Source organism: Erythrobacter sp. NFXS35, assembly GCF_040148725.1.
In the GTDB taxonomy this organism is placed as follows: Bacteria; Pseudomonadota; Alphaproteobacteria; order Sphingomonadales; family Sphingomonadaceae; genus Erythrobacter.
The window spans coordinates 1365967-1383462 of sequence record NZ_JAGDEB010000001.1; the positions used below are offsets into that span (position 1 = coordinate 1365967).

Here is a 17496-nt window from a genome sequence, read left to right on the forward strand (position 1 = left end):
TCACGGCTGGCTGCAGTCCGAAGCGGGGCGCTTGCCCGTCAACCGCCTGGCTTCATCGCAAACTCCGCCCAGACCGGGAGGTGGTCGGACGCGGTCGCGGCGAGCGCGCTGTGGTGCACACCGCAGGCTGTCGGCGACAGGCGTTGGCAATGCATGATCCGGTCGAGCCGCCCGATCGGACGGCGGCTATGGAAGCTCGGCCCGCAATCGAGAATCCCGAAGTGCCGACCGAATTCGCGGAAGCACCCGGCATTGGCGCGCCATTCGTTGAGATCGCCCATCATCACGGTCGGTCGCTCCGCCTGCGCGGCTTCTGCCAGTTCCGCGATCACCCGTGCCTGCCTGACACGCCACAGACCTGACAGGTCAAGGTGCATCCCGAACACCGTCAGCGGCCCGCCCGCCGTCTCCAGCGTCGCGGTCACCACGCCGCGCGGTTCGAGGCAGGGGATGTGGATGATGTCATGGTGGGTGATTGCAATGCCCTTGCGCACCAGAATGGCGTTGCCATGCCACCCCATAGAATCGTGCTGCACGTCGAGCGGAACGGGGACGTAGTCGGTGTGGTTTTCGATCAATAATGCCGGCAAGGCGCTGCTGCGCACACCGAAGCGGCGGTCCGCTTCCTGCAGGGCGATGATGTCCGCGTCCACCTCCTGCAGCACCTTGAGAATGCGCAGCGGATTGCGCGCCCGGTCAGTGCCGATGGCTTTGCGGATGTTATAGCTGGCGAGCTTGATGCGGAAAGGCGCCGGGTCGGACGGATGATCGGGCATGGCAGCAAAGGTACTCGGCGCGGGCGAATGTGGGGTGGCGGAACGCTGGCAGGTTGGGCCAGACGCCTGCGATCCGCAAGGGCCGGGGTCAGGCCGGTGCGGCGGTTCGTCCCGGCTCCCGCTCCACTTCGCCGCCGACGGCCGTGAACAGGTCGACATAGGCCTGCGCCAGATCGGCATTGCCATCGATCAGCGATTCGCGGCTGGAGATAAGCTGGCGTTGCACGTCGAGCACATCGAACAGCGAAGCGAGCCCTTCGCGGTAGAGCGCATTGGACTGTTCGAACGCAGCCTCGCTCTCGGTCACAGCGTTCTGGAATTCGCCGGTCCTGTCCTTGGCCGCGCTGATCGCGGTGAGCGCGGTCTCAACCTCCGCCAGAACCGCCAGCAGTGTCTGGCGGTAATCGGCCAGTTCAGCAGCAAGGAAGCTTTCCGCCGCCCGTACTTCGGCGCGGCGGCGGCCACCATCGATCAGCGGCACGCCCAGCACGGCGGACAGGCTGGCGATGGCCTGCGAAAACAGCCCGTCGACGCTGCCATTGCCCAGCGTCACCAAGCCGGGGAGCGCGAGCGCCGGCAGCAGATCGGCGCGCTCCACCCCGACATTCGCGGCTGCTTCGGCAATCGACGCTTCGGCCAGCAGCAGATCAGGGCGGCGGCGCAGCAGGTCTGCGGGCACACCGATCGCCGGGCCTCTGGCAAAGTTCGGCACCGTGGCATCGCGCGCGGCTTCGGGAACGCCGGACGGAGTCTCGCCCACCAGCACCGCCAAGGCATTGGCTGCCCGGGCGCGCGCCAGCAACAGCAGACCGCGCTGTGCTTCGGTGCGGGCCACATCGGCGCGGGCGCGGCGCACGTCGAGATTGGATGAAAGGCCCGCCTCGAACCGCAAGGTCACGATCCTGAGCGTTTGCCGCTGGAGATCGCTCGATTCCTCCAGCAGCCGCAGCCGCGCTGCGGTACGCTGCAATTCGATATACTGGCTGGCCACGGCAGCGGCGAGCAGGCGGCGGCGGTCTGCGACCAGTTGCGCAGCCCCGTCGGCAGCGGCGATGGCGGCGGCGCGTTCGGCCGAGAGACGCCCGTTGGTATCGATCCGCCAAACGCCGCCGAGGCTTGCGCCCGCACCATCGGTAAAAGAACCGCGATCGTCGAACACGCTATCGCCAGCCACTTCGCCATCGATGGTGGGAAGGAAATCGGATTCTTCGGCGACCACGATTGCCCGCGCCGCCGCCAGCCGCTGACGCGCCGCATCGAGCGAGGGGTTGCGGGTGAGCGCCGCATCGACCAGCCGATCAAGTTCCGGATCGCCGAAGCCGTGCCACCATGCATCCTCCAGCCCGGCTGCGGGCCGCGCACCGGCGAAATAGTCGGGCGGCAGGGTGACACCCGCCCCGGGTTCGACTGTCGGGATGCGCGGCGTGGCGCAGGCCGCCAGCAGCATCACCGCTGGCACAAGGGCTGCAACCCGGAACCTCATGCTGCAGGCTCCGCGTTGCGTTCCTCGTCGGCGCGCAATTCGCGGTCGAGACGCGCCAGATCGACACTGCGCGATTTCGCCAGCGGCGCAATCAGCGCATAAAGCGCAGGCACCAGAAACAGCGTGAACAACGCCGCGATCCCCAACCCGCCGAAGATCACCCAGCCGATTGCCTGCCGCGCCTCTGCTCCCGCCCCGCTGGCGATCACCAGCGGCACCGCGCCTGCGACGGTGGAGATCAGGGTCATGGCGATGGGACGCAGGCGGATCGTCGCGGCCTCGCGGATTGCGGCGGCGACGTCGGCGCCCTCCTCGCGGCGCTGATCGGCGAATTCCACCATCAGGATGCCGTTCTTGGCCATCAGCCCGATCAGCATCACAAGCCCGATCTGCGAATAGATATTGAGTGACGTTCCCGACATGAACAGCGCAAACAGCGCTGCGGCGAGCGCGAAGGGGATCGATGCGAGGATCACGAACGGGCTGGCGAGGCTTTCGAACTGGGCGACCAGCACGAGGAACACGATCAGGACTGCGAAACCATAGGTCAGCAGCAATTCGCGCGAGCTTTCCTCCAACTGCTGCGCTTCGCCGCGCAGGATCGGTTCGATTCCTTCCTCCAGCGCTTCGTCCGACAATCGCTCGATCTCGGCAATGGCGTCGGCCAGCGGCACGCCGGGCGCAATCGCAGCCTGTACCTCGATAGCGCGGCGCTGTTCGGTGCGGTCGAGTTCGGCGGCGACGCCCTGTTCGTTGAGGCGGGTCAGAGATGACAGCGGCACCAGCCCGCCCGCGCTGCTGCGGACATAAAGATTGCCCAGATCGTCCGGCCCGGTGATCGCGGATGTCTGCGAGGTGAGCAGGATCGGGATCGCCTGATCGTCGACATTGAGATCGACCACTTCGAACCCGTCCACCATCGCCTGAAGGGTCAGCGCCAAGTCGTCCAGATTGGCGCCGAGATCGGCGGCGCGGGCGCGGTCTATCGAGATGGACAGCTGCGGCTGAGTCGGCTGATAGGAAAGATCGGGATCGGAGAGGATCGCCGATTGGTCGATCGCGTCCGCCAGCGCGCGCGCGGACACATAGATGCCTTCGTAATCATTGCCGGTCAGCGCGACTTCGATGCCGCCCTGCCCGCCCCCGCCGCCGCCGCCCAGGGTAGAGCGCCCTCGGGCAGACGCGCCCGAACCGGGGATCGCATCGAGTGGTTCTTCCAGCGCGGCGACGATTTCACTTTGGCTGCGCTGCCGCTCGTCCCAGTCGGCCAGCGTGGCGGTGACTTGAATAAGGTTGGGATCGTAACGCCCGACGATCGCGAGCGTGGACTGGATTTCGCCGCTTTCCTCCAACGGCGCTAGCACCGCCTCGACTTGATCCATCTGGCGGTCCATGAAGGCAAGGCCTGTGCCGTCCGGCCCGCGCGCCCAGACATAGAAGGTGGCGCGGTCTTCCTCCGGCACCAGTTCCTCGTCGATCTGGGTGTAGGTCAAACCTGCGCCGAACAATGCCAGCAAGCACACGAGCACCACCCGCCATGGCCGGGCGATACAGGTAGCGACCAGCCTGTCGTAGCGGCGCGCAAATCCGGTGGCGAAGCGTTGCAGCCGCGGATGGGGATCGGCCCCGTCACCGGCGAGATCGACCTTCGCCGCCAGCGCGGGCACGAGGCTGACCGCGACGAACGTCGACAGGATCACCGCAATTGCCAGCACGAACCCGAATTCGCGGAACAGGCGCCCCGTTTCGGACGGCAGGAAGCTGATCGGCACGAATACCGAAACCAGCACCGCAGTGGTCGCAATAACCGCGAAATAGACCTGCCGGGTGCCCAGCACCGCCGCTGCCTTGCGCCCCAGCCCCTGCTCTTTCTGCAGACGCTGCGCGTTTTCCAGCACGACGATGGCATCATCGACCACAAGCCCGGTCGCGAGAACCAGTGCGAGCAGGGTGAGAAGGTTGATCGAAAAGCCCATCGCCCAAATCCCGGCTATGACACCGATCAGCGCCACGGGAATCGCAGTGCTGGGGATCAGGGTCGGCTTAAGATGGCCGAAGAACAGATAGATCACCGCCATCACCACCAGCACGGTAACGACCAGTGTCACCATCACCTCGCGCACCGAAACGCGGATGAATTCGGCATCGTCGGATATCACCCTGACCGAAATATCGTCGAACCGCGCGTCGAGCCGCTCCGCCGCCTTACGGGTCGCATCGGAGATGGCGATGGTGTTGGAATTGGCCTGCCGCACCACCCCCAGCCCGATCACCGGCTCCCCGTCGAGCCGGACATAGCTGGTGGCGTCGGCGGGCGCGAAATAACTTTCCGCAACATCGCCGATCGTCACCTCGCCCTGGATCACCACCTCCGCGATGCGAGCGGGATCGGCAGCGGTGGCTTCGGCACGGACCAGCAAGTTCTGCGCATCGGAGCGGAACGAGCCGACCGGCGTATCGAACGGTGCCTGCCGCAAAGCGGCGGCGACATCGCTCATCGTCAGACGGAAGCGCGCCAGCCTGATCGGATCGACCGCGACCCGCAGCTGCGTCGGGCGCGTGCCGAACGTGTCGATATTCGCCACGCCTTCGGCCGCCAGCAATTCGGGGATGATATCGTTTTCGACGATCCGGGTAAGTTCGGCGACGTCATAACGGCGGCTGGAGACCGCCAGCGTCATGATCGCCTCGGCATCCTGATCGGCTTTGACGACCTGAATCTGCTCGGTGCGTTCGGGCAGGTCGCGGGTCACCCGGCTGACCGCCTCGCGCAGGTCCGACGCGGCGGTATCGAGGTTGGTTCCGGGGTTGAACTCGACCCGGATCCGGCTGCTGTTTTCCTCGCTGGAGGAGCGGATATTGCGCACCCCGTTGACCCGCGCGGCGGCGTTTTCGAGCCGTGAAGTCACCTCGGCGTCGATGGTCTCGGGCGCCCCTCCCGGCAGCGTGGCCGTGACGGTGACGATCGGGCGGTCGACGTTGGGCAGCTCGCGCACTTCGGTGCCGAGCAGTGCGGCGACCCCGGCGATGACGATCAGCAGGTTGAGCACGATGACCAGCAGCGGCCGCTTGACCGCCAACAACGGAAGATCGGAGCCGCGGCTCACGACGGCGCGACCTCGACCTGTGCAGCGTCGCGCACAGGCGGACTGACCAGCGTCACCGCCTGTCCTTCGCGCAGCTTCTGCACGCCTTCGACGATGATCTGGGTTCCCTTGGCGATGTCGGCTTCGAGCAGCGCCAGACCCTCCCGGCGCGAAGCGATGGTGATCGGCACGCGCACCGCCTTGCCTTCGCGCACGGCGAAGACGGACGAGCCATCGCCCGTCCACATCACGGCCGCTTCGGGCACGGCCGGGCGCAATTGTCCGCTATCGGCGAACCGCACGGCAAAGCTCATGCCGGGGCGAAAGCGGTCAGCGGAATTGTCGATCGCGGCGCGCGCACGGTAGCTGCGCTGTTCAAGTTCGATATTGCTGTCGACCGCTTCGATGCTGGTGACGATCGTCCGGTCGGGATCGGCAAACGGTACCACTTCGACGCTCTGGCCTGGACGCAGGCGCCGGAACACCGCCTCGGGCGCGTTGAAATCGATGTAGAGCCGCCCGCGCTGGTCGATCTGAGCCACCAGCGTGGTCGGCGTCACGCGGTCACCGGGGTCGAGCTCGGAAAAGCTGACATGGCCGCTGAACGGCGCGCGGATGGTGCGTTCGGACAGCGCGAGCGCAGCCTGATCGCGTTCGACCTGCGCGGCGGCGAGCGCGGTTTCGCCCGCTTCGATCTGGCTTTCGGACAGCGCGCCGGTATCCTCGATCCGGCGATAGCGGCCGAGCAATTGCCGCGCCTCTTCAACGCGGACTTCGGCGAGCTTCAGCGCCAGCTGCTCGGCCCGCGCATCAAGCTCGACCAGCACAGCGCCCTGCCGCACGAACGCGCCGGGACTGAACCGCACTGCGGCGACCCGGCCCGAGACCTCGGGAAATATCTGCGCCGACCGGACCGCACGGGCAGTGCCGACCGCCTCGACGACATCCTCGTCGGCGAGCAGGCGCACGGGCTCGGCAACGACGGCGACCTTGCTCTCGTCGACGCGTTGTTCGTCGGCAGAGCAGGCGGCCAGCAGCGCCATGGCCGCCAGGGAAAGGAAAAATCGCATGGATTCGGGGTATTTCGTATCTCTGAAGGTTTGTCCATTCAACCCCGCTGGCGGCATAGGGTTCCCCTCAGGCCATCGAAGCAGCGCGCGCTTGGTGCTTGCCGAGCATGCAGCCCCGCGCCATGATCGATTGGAAGGCGACAGGGCAAAGGCGACGGGGCAAAGGATCGGCGATGATGCAGATGGGGCGGACGACGCGGGCTATGGCCAAGCTGACAATGCTGGCGGCGATCACCATGTCCACTGCCATTCTGTCATCCGGGCCAGTCCATGCCGACGATGCGGCGCCGATCGCCATGAGCCAGACCGAGCACGCCGCCCCGGCACTGCCGCCGATCCTGTCACCGCGCGACCGGGCCGTTCTGGAAAACCGCATTCTGGCCGGACGGCTCGATAGCATCATCCCTGCGATCATGCGCGAACAGGGCATCGACCTGTGGCTGCTGATGGCGCGCGAATATTTCGAGGAACCGGTGGTCGCCAGCATGCTCGATGCCGAGAACATGCACGCCCGGCGCCGGACAATCCTGATCTTCCACGATCCGGGCGAGGGCCAGCCGGTCGAGCGGCTGACTGTCAGCCGCTATGGCCTCGGCGGCCTGTTCGACCCCGCCTGGAACCCGGACGAACAACCCGACCAGTGGCAGGCGGTCGCCGGCCTCATCGCCGCGCGTGACCCCGCCAAAATCGCGATCAACACGTCTGATCTGTCCCAGTTCGGTGATGGCATGACGCTGAGCCAGTATGATCGCTTCATGTCCGCTCTGCCGCCCGCGCTGCACGAGCGCGTGGTGAGCGGCGAACGGCTGGCGATCCGCTGGCTCGAAACCCGCACCCCTGCCGAGTTGGAAATCTATCCCACCATCGTGCGCATCGCCCATGCAGTGATCGGCGAGGCGTTCTCGCGCAAGGTCATCACCCCCGGCGTGACGACCGCTGAGCAGGTGCAATGGTGGTATCGCGATCGGCTGATGCAGCTCGGGCTCGATCCGTGGTTCCACCCCTCGGTCGCGATCCAGCGGCAGGGCACAAAGGGCATGATCGAAGGCGATGCGGTGATCCAGCCGGGCGATTTGCTGTGGACCGATTTCGGCATCACCTATCTGCGGCTCAACACCGACACCCAGCACCTCGCCTATGTGCTCAAGCCCGGTGAGACCGAAGCCCCGGCGGGCCTGCGCGCGGGGCTGGCGAATTCGAACAAGGTGCAGGATTTCCTCACCCGCGCCTTCACAACCGGGCGCAGCGGTAACGAGGCGCTAAAATTGGCGCGAGCCGGTGCGATTGCGGCGGGTATCGACCCGTCGATTTACACCCATCCCATCGGCAATCACGGCCATGGCGCGGGGCCGAGTATCGGTTTCTGGGACAATCAGAACCCCGATCCGCGCGGGGACGGGCCGATCAACGCCGACACCGCATGGTCGATCGAGCTGACATCCTACGCCGCCGTGCCCGAATGGGGAGGCCAAATGGTCGATTTCCGCACCGAGGAAGACGCCTTCTTCGACGGCACCAGCGTGCGCTATATCGACGGTCGGCAGACGGAGATCACGCTGATCCCCTCGGGCTAGCGGCTCGACGACCCGATCCCGTGCGCCGCCGTCTTGACCCGGTAAACATCGGTCAGGGCGGTGATGTAAAGCTCGGACAGATCCGCCCCGGCCCACGCAAGATTGGTCGCGCGCTTGGGCGTTTCGAGCCGCGCGACCACCGTGCCGCTGGCCGGATCGACCACGCACAGCCCGCCCGGACAGGTGAAATAGACCCGCCCTTCGCTGTCTACCCGCACCCCGTCGACCCGGCCCTGCTTGCTCTCGTCCGTCACATCGACCACCAGCCGCTTGCCGGAAGCGGTGCCATCGGCGGCGATGTCATAGGCCCAGACCGTCTGCGTCGCCGTATCGCCGACATACAGCACGCGCTCGTCGGGCGAGAAGGCGAGGCCGTTCGGCCGGCTCAGCGCATCGTCGATCAGCACCATCCGGCCCGTGCCTTCATCGAAGCCATAGACGCCGTTGAACCCGACCTCGGCCTCGCGCTGGATCCCCTGATAAGCGCTGCCGAGACCATAGGGAGGATCGGTGAAGAAGATCATCCCGTCGGATGCGCGCACCACCACGTCATTGGGGCTGTTGAGATGCTTGCCCTCATACTCCGCCACCACGGTCTGCCGCCCGCCTTCGGGCGTCCAGCGCGTGATCTCGCCGCTGCCGTGCTCGGCATTGAGCAGCCGCCCTTCGCGGTCGAAGGTGTGGCCATTCGCCAAGGCGGACGGAGTGTAGAGCACGCTCGGCGCCCCTTCTCCCGGCGTATAGACGTAGACCGTGTCGCCCGGGATATCGCTGAAGATCACCCGCGCCCCATCCCACGCCGGGCCTTCGGTGAAGGTGTATCCGTCTGCAACAAGTTCGAGAGTGCCGGGGACGAAAATGCTCTCCTCGTCCACGGGCACCGGAGTGGGTGTCTGCGCCCAAGCAGTGCTGACCGAAAGCACCGCCGATGCTGCAATTAACCTCAAAGCCTTCCGCATTTTCGCGTTCCTTGTCGCCGTGTCTGCGGCACAACCTGCCTCGTCCGGCCCTTGCGCGCCAGCACTTTCGAGAGGAAGCGCGCCCTTGCCAGCGTGGGCCAGCATCGCCATTGGGAACGCCAGAGACAGGAGACTTATTCCATGCGTCAGATCGACCATTTCATTGTCGGCGACAGCCCCGCCCCCACACGCAAGCATCAAATCTGGAACCCTTCGACCGGCGAAGTGCAAGCGGAGGTTGCGTTGGGCGATGCCGCGTTGCTGACCCGCGCGGTTGAGACCGCCAAACGCGTCCAGCCCGGCTGGGCCGCCACCAATCCGCAGCGCCGCGCGCGGGTGATGTTCGCCTTCAAGGAGCTGGTCGAGGCGAATATGCAGGACCTCGCCGAAATGCTCTCGTCGGAGCATGGCAAGACCGTGCCGGATGCCAAGGGCGATGTGCAGCGCGGGCTCGAAGTGATCGAATATGCCTGCGGCCTCCCGCAGATCATGAAGGGCGAATACACCCACGGCGCAGGGCCTGGGATCGACGTCTACTCGATGCGCCAGCCGCTCGGCATCGGCGCAGGGATCACCCCGTTCAACTTCCCGGCGATGATCCCGATGTGGATGTTCGGCATGGCCATCGCGGCCGGCAATGCCTTCATCCTGAAGCCTTCCGAACGCGATCCCAGCGTTCCGGTGCGGCTAGCCGAACTGTTCCTCGAAGCGGGCGCGCCCGAAGGGCTGTTGCAGGTCGTGCACGGTGACAAGGAAATGGTCGACGCCATCCTCGATCACCCCGATATCGCCGCGATCAGCTTTGTCGGTTCCTCCGACACCGCGCAGTATATTTACTCACGCGGCACCGCCAGCAACAAGCGGGTGCAGGCCTTCGGCGGGGCCAAGAACCACGGGATCGTGATGCCCGATGCCGATCTCGATCAGGTGGTGAACGATCTTGCCGGCGCGGCCTTCGGTTCGGCGGGCGAACGCTGCATGGCGCTGCCGGTGGTGGTGCCGGTGGGTGAGGACACCGCCAATCGGTTGCGCGAAAAGCTCATCCCCGCGATCCACGGCTTACGCATCGGCGTGTCGAACGATCCCGACGCGGACTACGGCCCGGTCGTCACGCCCGAACACAAGGCGCGGATCGAACAATGGATTGGCGTGGCCGAGGAAGAAGGCGCGGAAATCGTCATCGACGGGCGCGGGTTCTCGCTTCAGGGGCACGAGAAGGGCTTCTTCGTCGGCCCCACGCTGATCGACCGCGTGACCCCGCAGATGAAATCCTACCAGGAGGAAATCTTCGGCCCCGTGCTCCAGATCGTGCGCGCCGATGATTTCGAACACGCGCTGCGCCTGCCGTCCGAGCACCAGTATGGCAATGGCGTTGCAATCTTCACCCGCAACGGCCACGCCGCGCGCGAATTCGCCGCGCGGGTCAATGTCGGGATGGTCGGCATCAACGTGCCGATCCCGGTACCGGTCGCCTACCACAGCTTCGGCGGGTGGAAGCGGTCGGGCTTCGGCGATATCGATCAGTACGGCACCGAAGGTCTGCGGTTCTGGACCAAGAACAAGAAGGTCACCCAACGCTGGCCCGATGGCGGGATGGACGGCTCGAACGCCTTCGTAATCCCGACGATGGGGTGAGGAATATGCACCGTCTGATCCTGTACGCCGCCGCCGGCATCGCGCTGGCGGGATGCGACCAGCAGGAAGCCGGACCGGTCGACGCCGAGGTTGCGCCGACGAGCGCGGCGGATGCGGCACAGACGCTCGAAGGCGAACGCAGCCTCGCCGACGAAACCGAGACCGGCCCGACCCGCGCGCGAGACGTGGCTTCGGGCGACATTGTGCCGGCGCGTTTCCACGGCGTATGGGACGCCGCCAAAGGCACCTGCGACCCGGCCTCTGACCTGCGGGTCGAAATCGGGCCGGACCGAATAGAATTCTACGAGAGCGCTGGCGAAGTCACCGGCGTTATCGAGGAGAATGGCCGCATTATGGCCGACCTTGCTTTGCAAGGAGAGGGCGAGACATGGACGAACCGTCTCGCGCTCTCGCTGGACGGAGACCGGCTAACCCTTGACGATCCTGATGCGCCGGGCGTTGGCGGCGCGCCTGCGCGGGTGCGCTGTCCCGGCTAGCCTCAGCACGCTTCGATCGCCGCAATCATCGACTTGAGCCATGCCCGCGGCTCCGGATCGCCGCCCACAGGCGCAACGAATTCCTGCCCGCGAGACACGGCCTGCAGCCGCCCCTCCTCGCCCCAGCGCCACGCCGCGTCGTGGCAGCTCAGACCGGTGCGATGCAGCCAGTCCGGCACGATCCATTGGCTCGGCTTCTCCCCCGGCGCGGTCAACCGCAAGGAGGCGGGCACGGTCTTCGCAGCCGGCCCGCGCCCGACATAAAGCATGTCGTTGGCGCCGTGCAGCCCGAAGGCATGCGGCTGGCCCAGCGTGCGGTAGCGGGCGCGGGTATCCTCGTCACAGGTGACCAGATCGATGCGCTGTTCGATAACGAGATAGGCGAAGACGCGGTGGTGCCGTCCCTCGCCCTCCCCATCGAACAGGCCGAAGAACAGGAAGACATCGCCCTCGCGCACGCCCTGCTTCACCAGATGTCCCTGCGCCGCATGGCACTGGCCCAGGATCGCAGTGCCACCCGCAAGGAACATCGGATCGTGATGGCAGGCATCGTCTGGCCCAAATCGCCCCTTGCTAGCCTGCGCAGCCTCCGCGCCAAGCCCCAGATCGCCGTAGGTGACGGGCGACAATCCCTTCCTATCGGGGATCGGCAGGCTGTGCGGACGGCCCGCGACAATCGGCGAAGGCCCGCCGCCCGAGGTGCTGTCAAAACCCTTGCGGGAGAGGATGATGCGCATCGCCTCTCATCGCCCCGTCCGCTTTGTTGCGCAAGCCGCACCATCCACGCTTGGCTTTTTTGCTCACAAGCGGCTAAGGGCCGCGCGCTATGGTGAACGACGTAAAGGCTACCGCGCTCGTGATGGCGGGCAAGCGTTCGGGCGTGCTCGATCCGCTGGCCGAGCGTGCTGGCGTCTCGCAGAAGGCGGTCGTGCCGGTCAACGGCACCCCGATGATCGAGCGCGTGGTGGCTCAGGTCGCGGCCTGTCCTGCGGTCGGCGCTATCCGCGTGGTTGCCCATGACGAGGGCGAAATCGCCCGCCTGCCAACCATCGCCGCGCTGATCGCAGAAGGTCGCCTCTCAATGGTCGAGGGCCGCTTCAACATCGTCGACAGCGTGTTCGCGGGGTCGGAAGGCGCGGATTTCCCGCTGTTGATCACCACCGCCGATAACTGCCTCGTCACGCCCGAAGGCTATGCCGAGTTCGTCGCCGCATGCCTTGCGGCGGACGCAGGCGGGGCGGCGGCGCTGGCCCGGCGCGAGGACGTGCAAGCCGCCGATCCCATCGGACAAAAGCGGTTCTACGAATTCCGCGACGGGGCCTATTCCAACTGCAACACCTACTGGCTCGGCAGCGCGCAAGCTCTGAAGGCCGCCGAGATCATGCGCGAAGGCGGGCAGTTCATCAAATATCCGCGCCGCATCATCAAGGCGTTCGGGCTCATCAACCTGATTCGGTTTCGCATGGGCTGGGGTTCCAAGGAAAAGCTGTTCGCGCAAATATCGCGCCGCTTCGGGTTCAAGCTGGTGCCGGTGGTATTGTCCGACGGGCATTTCGCCATCGATGTCGACAACGAGCGCACCTTTGCGGTGACCGAGAAAATCCTCAAGCGCCGCGAAGGCGATCGCACCACCCCTGCAGCGGCGCAAAATCCGCCCAGCGTCGACTGACGCGGCGAGGCCCCCGCACGGCATGAAACGGCTGTTTTCCAACATGGGCTGGCTGCTGGGTGGGCGCGGCTTCAATGCGGTGCTCAGCCTCGTCTACCTCGCGCTCGCCACGCGGGCGCTCGGCCCGGTCGGCTTCGGCCATTTCGCGCTGATCGTGGCGCTGGGGCAGGCGATCACCGGTCTGGCGAATTTCCAGACCTGGCAATTCATCGTGCGCTGGGGCGCCAACGGCGATGGCGGCAGCGTTGACCCGGTCAAGGCAGCCGAGGCGACCGGCTTTGCAATCGCGCTCGATTTCGTTTCGGTTGCGCTCGGCATTGCGCTCGCGGGCGCGATGATCCTGAGCGCGCCTTACTGGCTGGAGGTGCCGCCCGATCTGTTGTGGCTCGCGTTTGCCTATTGCGTGGTGTCGCTCGCAGCGATCCGCACCACGCCCACCGGCATCCTGCGGCTGCATTTCCAGTATGCCAAGGCGACAGGGGCCGAAGCGGTGCAGCCGCTGATCCGCGCTATCGGTGCGGGGCTGGCCTTTTTCTTCATGCCCACCGTGATGGGCTTCATTCTCGCCTATGCCGTTTCCGAAGTGGCGGTTGCGGTGTCGCTCTGGCTGGTGGCGGCACGGGTGCAGCCGCTGCGCCTGCAGGCGGTGAGTCTCAAGACGATCCCCGCACGCCACAAGGATGCCTGGCGGTTCGTCGTGTCGACCAATCTTTCAGGCAGCCTTTCGATCGCGGGCAAGCAAGTGATGATCCTGCTGGTCGGCACCTTCGGCGGTGCAGCGCTGGCGGGCGGATTCCGGGTGGCCAGCCAACTGGGGCAGGCGCTGGTCAGCCTTGCCCAAACCGTGTCCAAGGCAATCCTGCCCGAACTCGTCCACGCCCGCGAGAACGCGCTGGAGATCGCCCGGCGCATGGCCAATATCGCCGCTGTGGGCGGCGTGATCGCGGTGGTCACCGCGCTTGTGTTCGGCCGGGTCGGGCTGGAACTGATCGCGGGCCCGGAATTCGGCGTGTTCTACTGGGCGATGGTGATTCTTGCCATCGCGGGCGCAGTCGAACTGGTCGGCGCGAGCCTTGAATCGCTGCTGGTTTCGGCGGGCAAGGCCCATGTGTCCTTCTTCGTCCGAGCAGTGCCGACGGTGCTGGCGCTGGTCTTCCTCGATGCGGCGATCGACTGGAACGGTGCCAAGGGCGCGGCCTTCGCCATGCTCGGATCAAGCAGCCTCGCGGTGATCGGCTTCTACGTCGCGATCCTCAACCTCAGCCAGATCCGGCTGGTGGTGGAGCCGGAGGAAGCGGAGGCGGAGGAGCAAGCACTGCCCGCCTCTCCGCCTGAACGCTGATTACCCCTCGTAAGCCAGCTTGGGCTTGCGCGCCGCTGCCGTTTCATCGAGTCTGCGGCGGGGCGCATAATAGGGCGCCTGCTTTAACGCCTCGTCGCCCGCCAGCGCCCGTTCCACCACCGCGCGGAAGGCGGTAATGAACTGGTCGATGGTCGCCTTGCTCTCGGTCTCGGTCGGTTCGACCAGCATTGCGCCATGCACCACCAGCGGGAAATACACCGTCATCGGGTGATAGCCCTCGTCGATCAGGCCCTTGGCGACATCGAGCGTGGAGAGGCCGCCGGTGAAGTCCTTGTCGCCGAACAGCGCCTCATGCATGCACGGGCCGCTGGCGGCGAATGGCGCATGGAGAATGTCCTCCATGCTGCGCAGGATGTAATTGGCATTGAGCACCGCATCCTCGGCCACCTGCTTGAGGCCATCGGCCCCGTGGCTGAGCATATAGGTGAGCGCGCGGGTAAACATGCCCATCTGGCCGTGAAACGCGGTCATCCGGCCAAAGCTGGGGCCGCGCTCCTCGCGGTTTTCCTCCTCGACAAGGTAGAAAGTGCCCGCATTGTCGCGCCGAACGAAGGGCAGCGGCGCGAAGGGGGCCAGCGCTTCCGACAGCACCACCGGCCCGGAACCCGGCCCGCCGCCGCCATGCGGGGTGGAGAAGGTCTTGTGCAGGTTGATGTGCATCGCATCGACGCCAAGATCGCCCGGGCGCACCTTGCCGACGATGGCGTTGAAGTTGGCCCCGTCGCAATAGACGTAACCGCCCGCCGCGTGGACCGCATCGGCGATCTCGCGGAAATCCTTTTCGAACAATCCGCAGGTGTTGGGGTTGGTGATCATCACCGCCGCCACATCCGGGCCCAGCCGCGCCTTCAGCGCCGCCACATCGACCCGGCCTTCCGGCGTCGCGGGGATATCCTCGACCCGGTAATTGGCGAAGGCGGCAGTGGCAGGGTTGGTGCCGTGGGCGCTTTCGGGCACCAGCACCACCTCGCGCGCATCGCCGCGCGCTTCGTGAGCGGCGCGGATCGCAAGGATCCCGCACAGCTCGCCATGCGCGCCCGCCTTGGGGCTCATCGCCACGGCGGGCATCCCGGTGAGGGTGCACAGCCAGCCGCCCAGTTGGTGGATCACCTCCAGCGCGCCCTGCACCGCGTTCTGCGGGCTGAGCGGGTGGACATCGGCGAACCCGGGCAGCCGCGCGACCTTCTCGTTCAGGCGCGGGTTGTGCTTCATGGTGCAGCTGCCAAGCGGGAAGAAGCCGAGGTCGATCCCGTAGTTCTGACGGCTGAGGCGGGTGTAGTGGCGCACCGTTTCTGGCTCTGTCAGGCCCACGAGGCCGATCGCTTCGCTGCGTCCGAGTCCGGCGAGGCGGGTCGGCGCGCTGGCATCGACTGGCGGCAGGTCGACCCCGGTCACATCGCTGCGGCCGATTTCGAACAGCAGCGGTTCTTCCAGCATCAGCGCGCGGTTGCCGGTGGTGGTGGCGGGGCCGTTGTGCATCCCGTCTTCGGAGAGTTCCATCGCGGGCTTCCAGCCGGACTTGTTGGGGGCGTTCATGCTGCGGACTCCTTGATGCTGGCTTCAAGCTCGCGGGCGAGCGCTGCGATATCTTCCTCGGTGGTGGTCTCGGTCACGGCCACCAGCAGCGCGTGTTCGAGCGCGGCCACGCCGGGATAGAGCCTGCCCAGCGATACCCCGCCGAGCACGCCGCGATCCGCCAGATCGCGCACGATCTCGCGCGCAGGCTTGCCTTCGAGGATCAGCGTGAATTCGTTGAAGAAGGCAGTGTTGAGGACCCTTACCCCCGGCACCTGCGCCAGCCGGTCAGCGGCAAGGCAGGCAAGCCGGTGGTTTTCCGCCGCCAATTCGCGCAGGCCGCGCTCGCCCAGCAGCGTCATGTGGACGGTAAAGGCCAGCGCGCACAGGCCCGAATTGGTGCAGATGTTGCTCGTCGCCTTCTCGCGGCGGATGTGCTGTTCGCGGGTCGACAGCGTCAGCACGAAGCCGCGCCTGCCTTCGGCATCGGTGGTCTCGCCGCACAACCGGCCCGGCATCTGGCGCACATGCTTGGGATCGCGCACCGCGAACAGGCCGAGGTATGGCCCGCCGAACTGCAGCCCGACGCCGAGCGACTGCCCCTCGCCCACCACGATATCCGCGCCCATTTCGCCCGGCGACCTTATCGCGCCCAGGGCCACGGGTTCGGTATTGACCACCACCAGCAGCGCGCCCTTGGCATGGGCGGCTTCGGCCACCGGAGTCAGATCGCTGATCCGGCCAAGGATGTCGGGATATTGCACCACCACACAGGCCGTATCCTCGTCGATCCGCGCCATCAGGCCATCGAGATCGGGCTCGGCGGTGATGGCAGGCTGCGCATCGGCGATTTCGTCGCCGGTGAAACTCGCCATGGTCCTGACCACCTCGGCGTAATGCGGGTGCAGCGCGCCCGACAGCACTGCGCGCTTGCGGCGGGTCACGCGGGTCGCCATCGCCACCGCTTCCCAGCACGCGGTCGAGCCATCATACAGCGATGCATTGGCCACCGCGCAGCCATACAACCGCGCGACCTGCGTCTGGAACTCGAACAGCATCTGCAGCGTGCCCTGCGCGATTTCCGGCTGATAAGGGGTGTAGGCGGTCAGGAACTCGCCACGCTGGATGATCGTATCGACGCTGGCGGGCACGTGGTGCCGGTATGCGCCCGCGCCCAGAAAGAACGGCACCTCGCCCGCGACCAGGTTCTTCGCCGCGAGTTTCTTCATGTGGCGTTCGACCGCCATCTCGCTCGCGTGCATCGGCAGGTCGCGGATCGGGCCGTCGAGCCGGGCGACTTCGGGCACGTCGACGAACAGATCATCGACCGTTGCGGCGCCGATTGTTGCGAGCATCGCCGCGCGGTCTGTATCGGTGAGAGGAAGGTAACGCATTCTCAATGTCCCGTTGCGGGTCCCCGCGAAGGCGGGGATCTCGTTCAGATAAAGTGCCAGCCAGCCTGAGGTCCCCGCCTTCGCGGGGACTCACGCCAGATCACAAGTTCGCGACGAAGTCCTTGTAGGCGGCGGCGTCCATCAGCCCTTCGAGCTGGCCGCTATCGCCGATGGTCATCTTGAAGAACCAGCCGTCGCCCTCGGGCGCGGAATTGACCAGCGCGGGGTCTGCTTCGAGCGCGGGGTTCACCTCGGTCACTTCGCCGGTGATCGGCGCGTAAACGTCGGACGCCGCCTTGACGCTTTCGACCACAGCAGCGTCCTTGCCCTTCTCGACGCTTGTGCCGACGGCGGGCAGTTCAACGAAGACGATGTCGCCCAGCTGGCTCTGCGCATAATCGGTGATGCCGACCGTCGCGACATCGCCATCGACGTCGATCCATTCATGTTCATCGGTGAAATAACGGGTCATCGG

14 protein-coding genes are annotated in these 17496 nt (G+C 66.1%); 5 read left to right on the forward strand and 9 right to left on the reverse strand.

What is annotated here, in order from left to right; translation table 11 throughout:
* Nucleotides 1–38: 38 nt before the first annotated feature.
* From J3454_RS06480 to J3454_RS06495, 4 genes are all read right to left on the reverse strand, one after another.
* Nucleotides 39–776, reverse strand: coding sequence for an endonuclease/exonuclease/phosphatase family protein (locus J3454_RS06480; RefSeq protein ID WP_349512919.1), 738 nt, complete (start codon nt 774–776; stop codon nt 39–41).
* 88 nt (nt 777–864) lie between these two features.
* A complete protein-coding gene (locus tag J3454_RS06485; RefSeq protein WP_349512920.1) occupies nt 865–2259 on the reverse strand; it encodes a TolC family protein in 1395 nt (464 codons plus the stop codon).
* The gene (locus J3454_RS06490; protein WP_349512921.1) at nt 2256–5366 is read right to left on the reverse strand and encodes an efflux RND transporter permease subunit; all 3111 of its coding nucleotides are present in this window, start codon (nt 5364–5366) and stop codon (nt 2256–2258) included. The genes J3454_RS06485 and J3454_RS06490 overlap by 4 nt, the downstream gene beginning before the upstream one ends.
* Nucleotides 5363–6415 (reverse strand): efflux RND transporter periplasmic adaptor subunit, encoded by a 1053-nt coding sequence (locus J3454_RS06495; RefSeq protein WP_349512922.1) that lies wholly within the window; start codon nt 6413–6415, stop codon nt 5363–5365. Before J3454_RS06495 ends, J3454_RS06490 begins: the two co-directional genes overlap by 4 nt.
* A gap of 173 nt (nt 6416–6588) precedes the next feature.
* On the opposite strand from J3454_RS06495, the gene J3454_RS06500 reads away from it, so the two are divergent.
* The gene (locus J3454_RS06500; protein ID WP_349512923.1) at nt 6589–7989 is read left to right on the forward strand and encodes a M24 family metallopeptidase; all 1401 of its coding nucleotides are present in this window, start codon (nt 6589–6591) and stop codon (nt 7987–7989) included.
* Here the strand turns inward: J3454_RS06500 and J3454_RS06505 are convergent.
* The gene (locus J3454_RS06505; protein ID WP_349512924.1) at nt 7986–8948 is read right to left on the reverse strand and encodes an SMP-30/gluconolactonase/LRE family protein; all 963 of its coding nucleotides are present in this window, start codon (nt 8946–8948) and stop codon (nt 7986–7988) included. The two genes, J3454_RS06500 and J3454_RS06505, sit on opposite strands and share 4 nt — an antisense overlap.
* Before the next feature lie 141 nt (nt 8949–9089).
* On the opposite strand from J3454_RS06505, the gene J3454_RS06510 reads away from it, so the two are divergent.
* Together J3454_RS06510 and J3454_RS06515 are read left to right on the forward strand one after the other, a co-directional pair.
* Nucleotides 9090–10583: a CoA-acylating methylmalonate-semialdehyde dehydrogenase gene (locus J3454_RS06510; protein WP_349512925.1), complete on the forward strand. Its 1494-nt coding sequence runs from the start codon at nt 9090–9092 to the stop codon at nt 10581–10583.
* Nucleotides 10584–10588: 5 nt separating this feature from the next.
* Nucleotides 10589–11080, forward strand: coding sequence for a hypothetical protein (locus J3454_RS06515; protein ID WP_349512926.1), 492 nt, complete (start codon nt 10589–10591; stop codon nt 11078–11080).
* Between the two features lie 2 nt (nt 11081–11082).
* Here the strand turns inward: J3454_RS06515 and J3454_RS06520 are convergent, their stop codons facing one another.
* Nucleotides 11083–11817, reverse strand: coding sequence for an Nmad3 family putative nucleotide modification protein (locus J3454_RS06520; protein ID WP_349512927.1), 735 nt, complete (start codon nt 11815–11817; stop codon nt 11083–11085).
* A gap of 89 nt (nt 11818–11906) precedes the next feature.
* Between J3454_RS06520 and J3454_RS06525 the strand changes: the two genes are divergently transcribed.
* Entirely contained in the window at nt 11907–12749 is an 843-nt protein-coding gene (locus J3454_RS06525; RefSeq protein WP_349512928.1) for an NTP transferase domain-containing protein, read from the forward strand.
* A 22-nt stretch (nt 12750–12771) separates the two neighbouring features.
* On the forward strand, nt 12772–14091 hold the full coding sequence (locus J3454_RS06530) for a lipopolysaccharide biosynthesis protein (RefSeq protein ID WP_349512929.1): 1320 nt from the start codon (nt 12772–12774) through the stop codon (nt 14089–14091).
* On the opposite strand, the gene gcvPB is transcribed toward J3454_RS06530, so the two are convergent.
* The 3 genes from gcvPB to gcvH all read right to left on the reverse strand — a co-directional run bounded on the left by gcvPB (nt 14092) and on the right by gcvH (nt 17493).
* Nucleotides 14092–15648 carry an aminomethyl-transferring glycine dehydrogenase subunit GcvPB gene (gene gcvPB / locus J3454_RS06535; protein ID WP_349512930.1) on the reverse strand — a complete coding sequence of 519 codons (1557 nt, stop codon included), beginning with the start codon at nt 15646–15648 and terminating at the stop codon, nt 14092–14094.
* Nucleotides 15645–17021: an aminomethyl-transferring glycine dehydrogenase subunit GcvPA gene (gene gcvPA / locus J3454_RS06540; protein ID WP_349512931.1), complete on the reverse strand. Its 1377-nt coding sequence runs from the start codon at nt 17019–17021 to the stop codon at nt 15645–15647. Before gcvPA ends, gcvPB begins: the two co-directional genes overlap by 4 nt.
* 100 nt (nt 17022–17121) lie before the next feature.
* Nucleotides 17122–17493, reverse strand: coding sequence for a glycine cleavage system protein GcvH (gene gcvH / locus J3454_RS06545; protein ID WP_349512932.1), 372 nt, complete (start codon nt 17491–17493; stop codon nt 17122–17124).
* Nucleotides 17494–17496 lie beyond the last annotated feature (3 nt).

Excerpts from the sequence above, each read along its gene's own strand:
- J3454_RS06505 (WP_349512924.1), bottom strand. The coding sequence starts at position 8,948 with ATGCGGAAGGCTTTGAGGTTAATTGCAGCATCGGCGGTGCTTTCGGTC.
- J3454_RS06500 (WP_349512923.1), top strand. The coding sequence starts at position 6,589 with ATGATGCAGATGGGGCGGACGACGCGGGCTATGGCCAAGCTGACAATG.
- gcvPB (WP_349512930.1), bottom strand. The coding sequence starts at position 15,648 with ATGAACGCCCCCAACAAGTCCGGCTGGAAGCCCGCGATGGAACTCTCC.
- J3454_RS06515 (WP_349512926.1), top strand. The coding sequence starts at position 10,589 with ATGCACCGTCTGATCCTGTACGCCGCCGCCGGCATCGCGCTGGCGGGA.
- gcvPA (WP_349512931.1), bottom strand. The coding sequence starts at position 17,021 with ATGCGTTACCTTCCTCTCACCGATACAGACCGCGCGGCGATGCTCGCA.
- J3454_RS06530 (WP_349512929.1), top strand. The coding sequence starts at position 12,772 with ATGAAACGGCTGTTTTCCAACATGGGCTGGCTGCTGGGTGGGCGCGGC.
- J3454_RS06480 (WP_349512919.1), bottom strand. The coding sequence starts at position 776 with ATGCCCGATCATCCGTCCGACCCGGCGCCTTTCCGCATCAAGCTCGCC.
- gcvH (WP_349512932.1), bottom strand. The coding sequence starts at position 17,493 with ATGACCCGTTATTTCACCGATGAACATGAATGGATCGACGTCGATGGC.
- J3454_RS06495 (WP_349512922.1), bottom strand. The coding sequence starts at position 6,415 with ATGCGATTTTTCCTTTCCCTGGCGGCCATGGCGCTGCTGGCCGCCTGC.
- J3454_RS06525 (WP_349512928.1), top strand. The coding sequence starts at position 11,907 with ATGGTGAACGACGTAAAGGCTACCGCGCTCGTGATGGCGGGCAAGCGT.
- J3454_RS06520 (WP_349512927.1), bottom strand. The coding sequence starts at position 11,817 with ATGCGCATCATCCTCTCCCGCAAGGGTTTTGACAGCACCTCGGGCGGC.
- J3454_RS06510 (WP_349512925.1), top strand. The coding sequence starts at position 9,090 with ATGCGTCAGATCGACCATTTCATTGTCGGCGACAGCCCCGCCCCCACA.
- J3454_RS06485 (WP_349512920.1), bottom strand. The coding sequence starts at position 2,259 with ATGAGGTTCCGGGTTGCAGCCCTTGTGCCAGCGGTGATGCTGCTGGCG.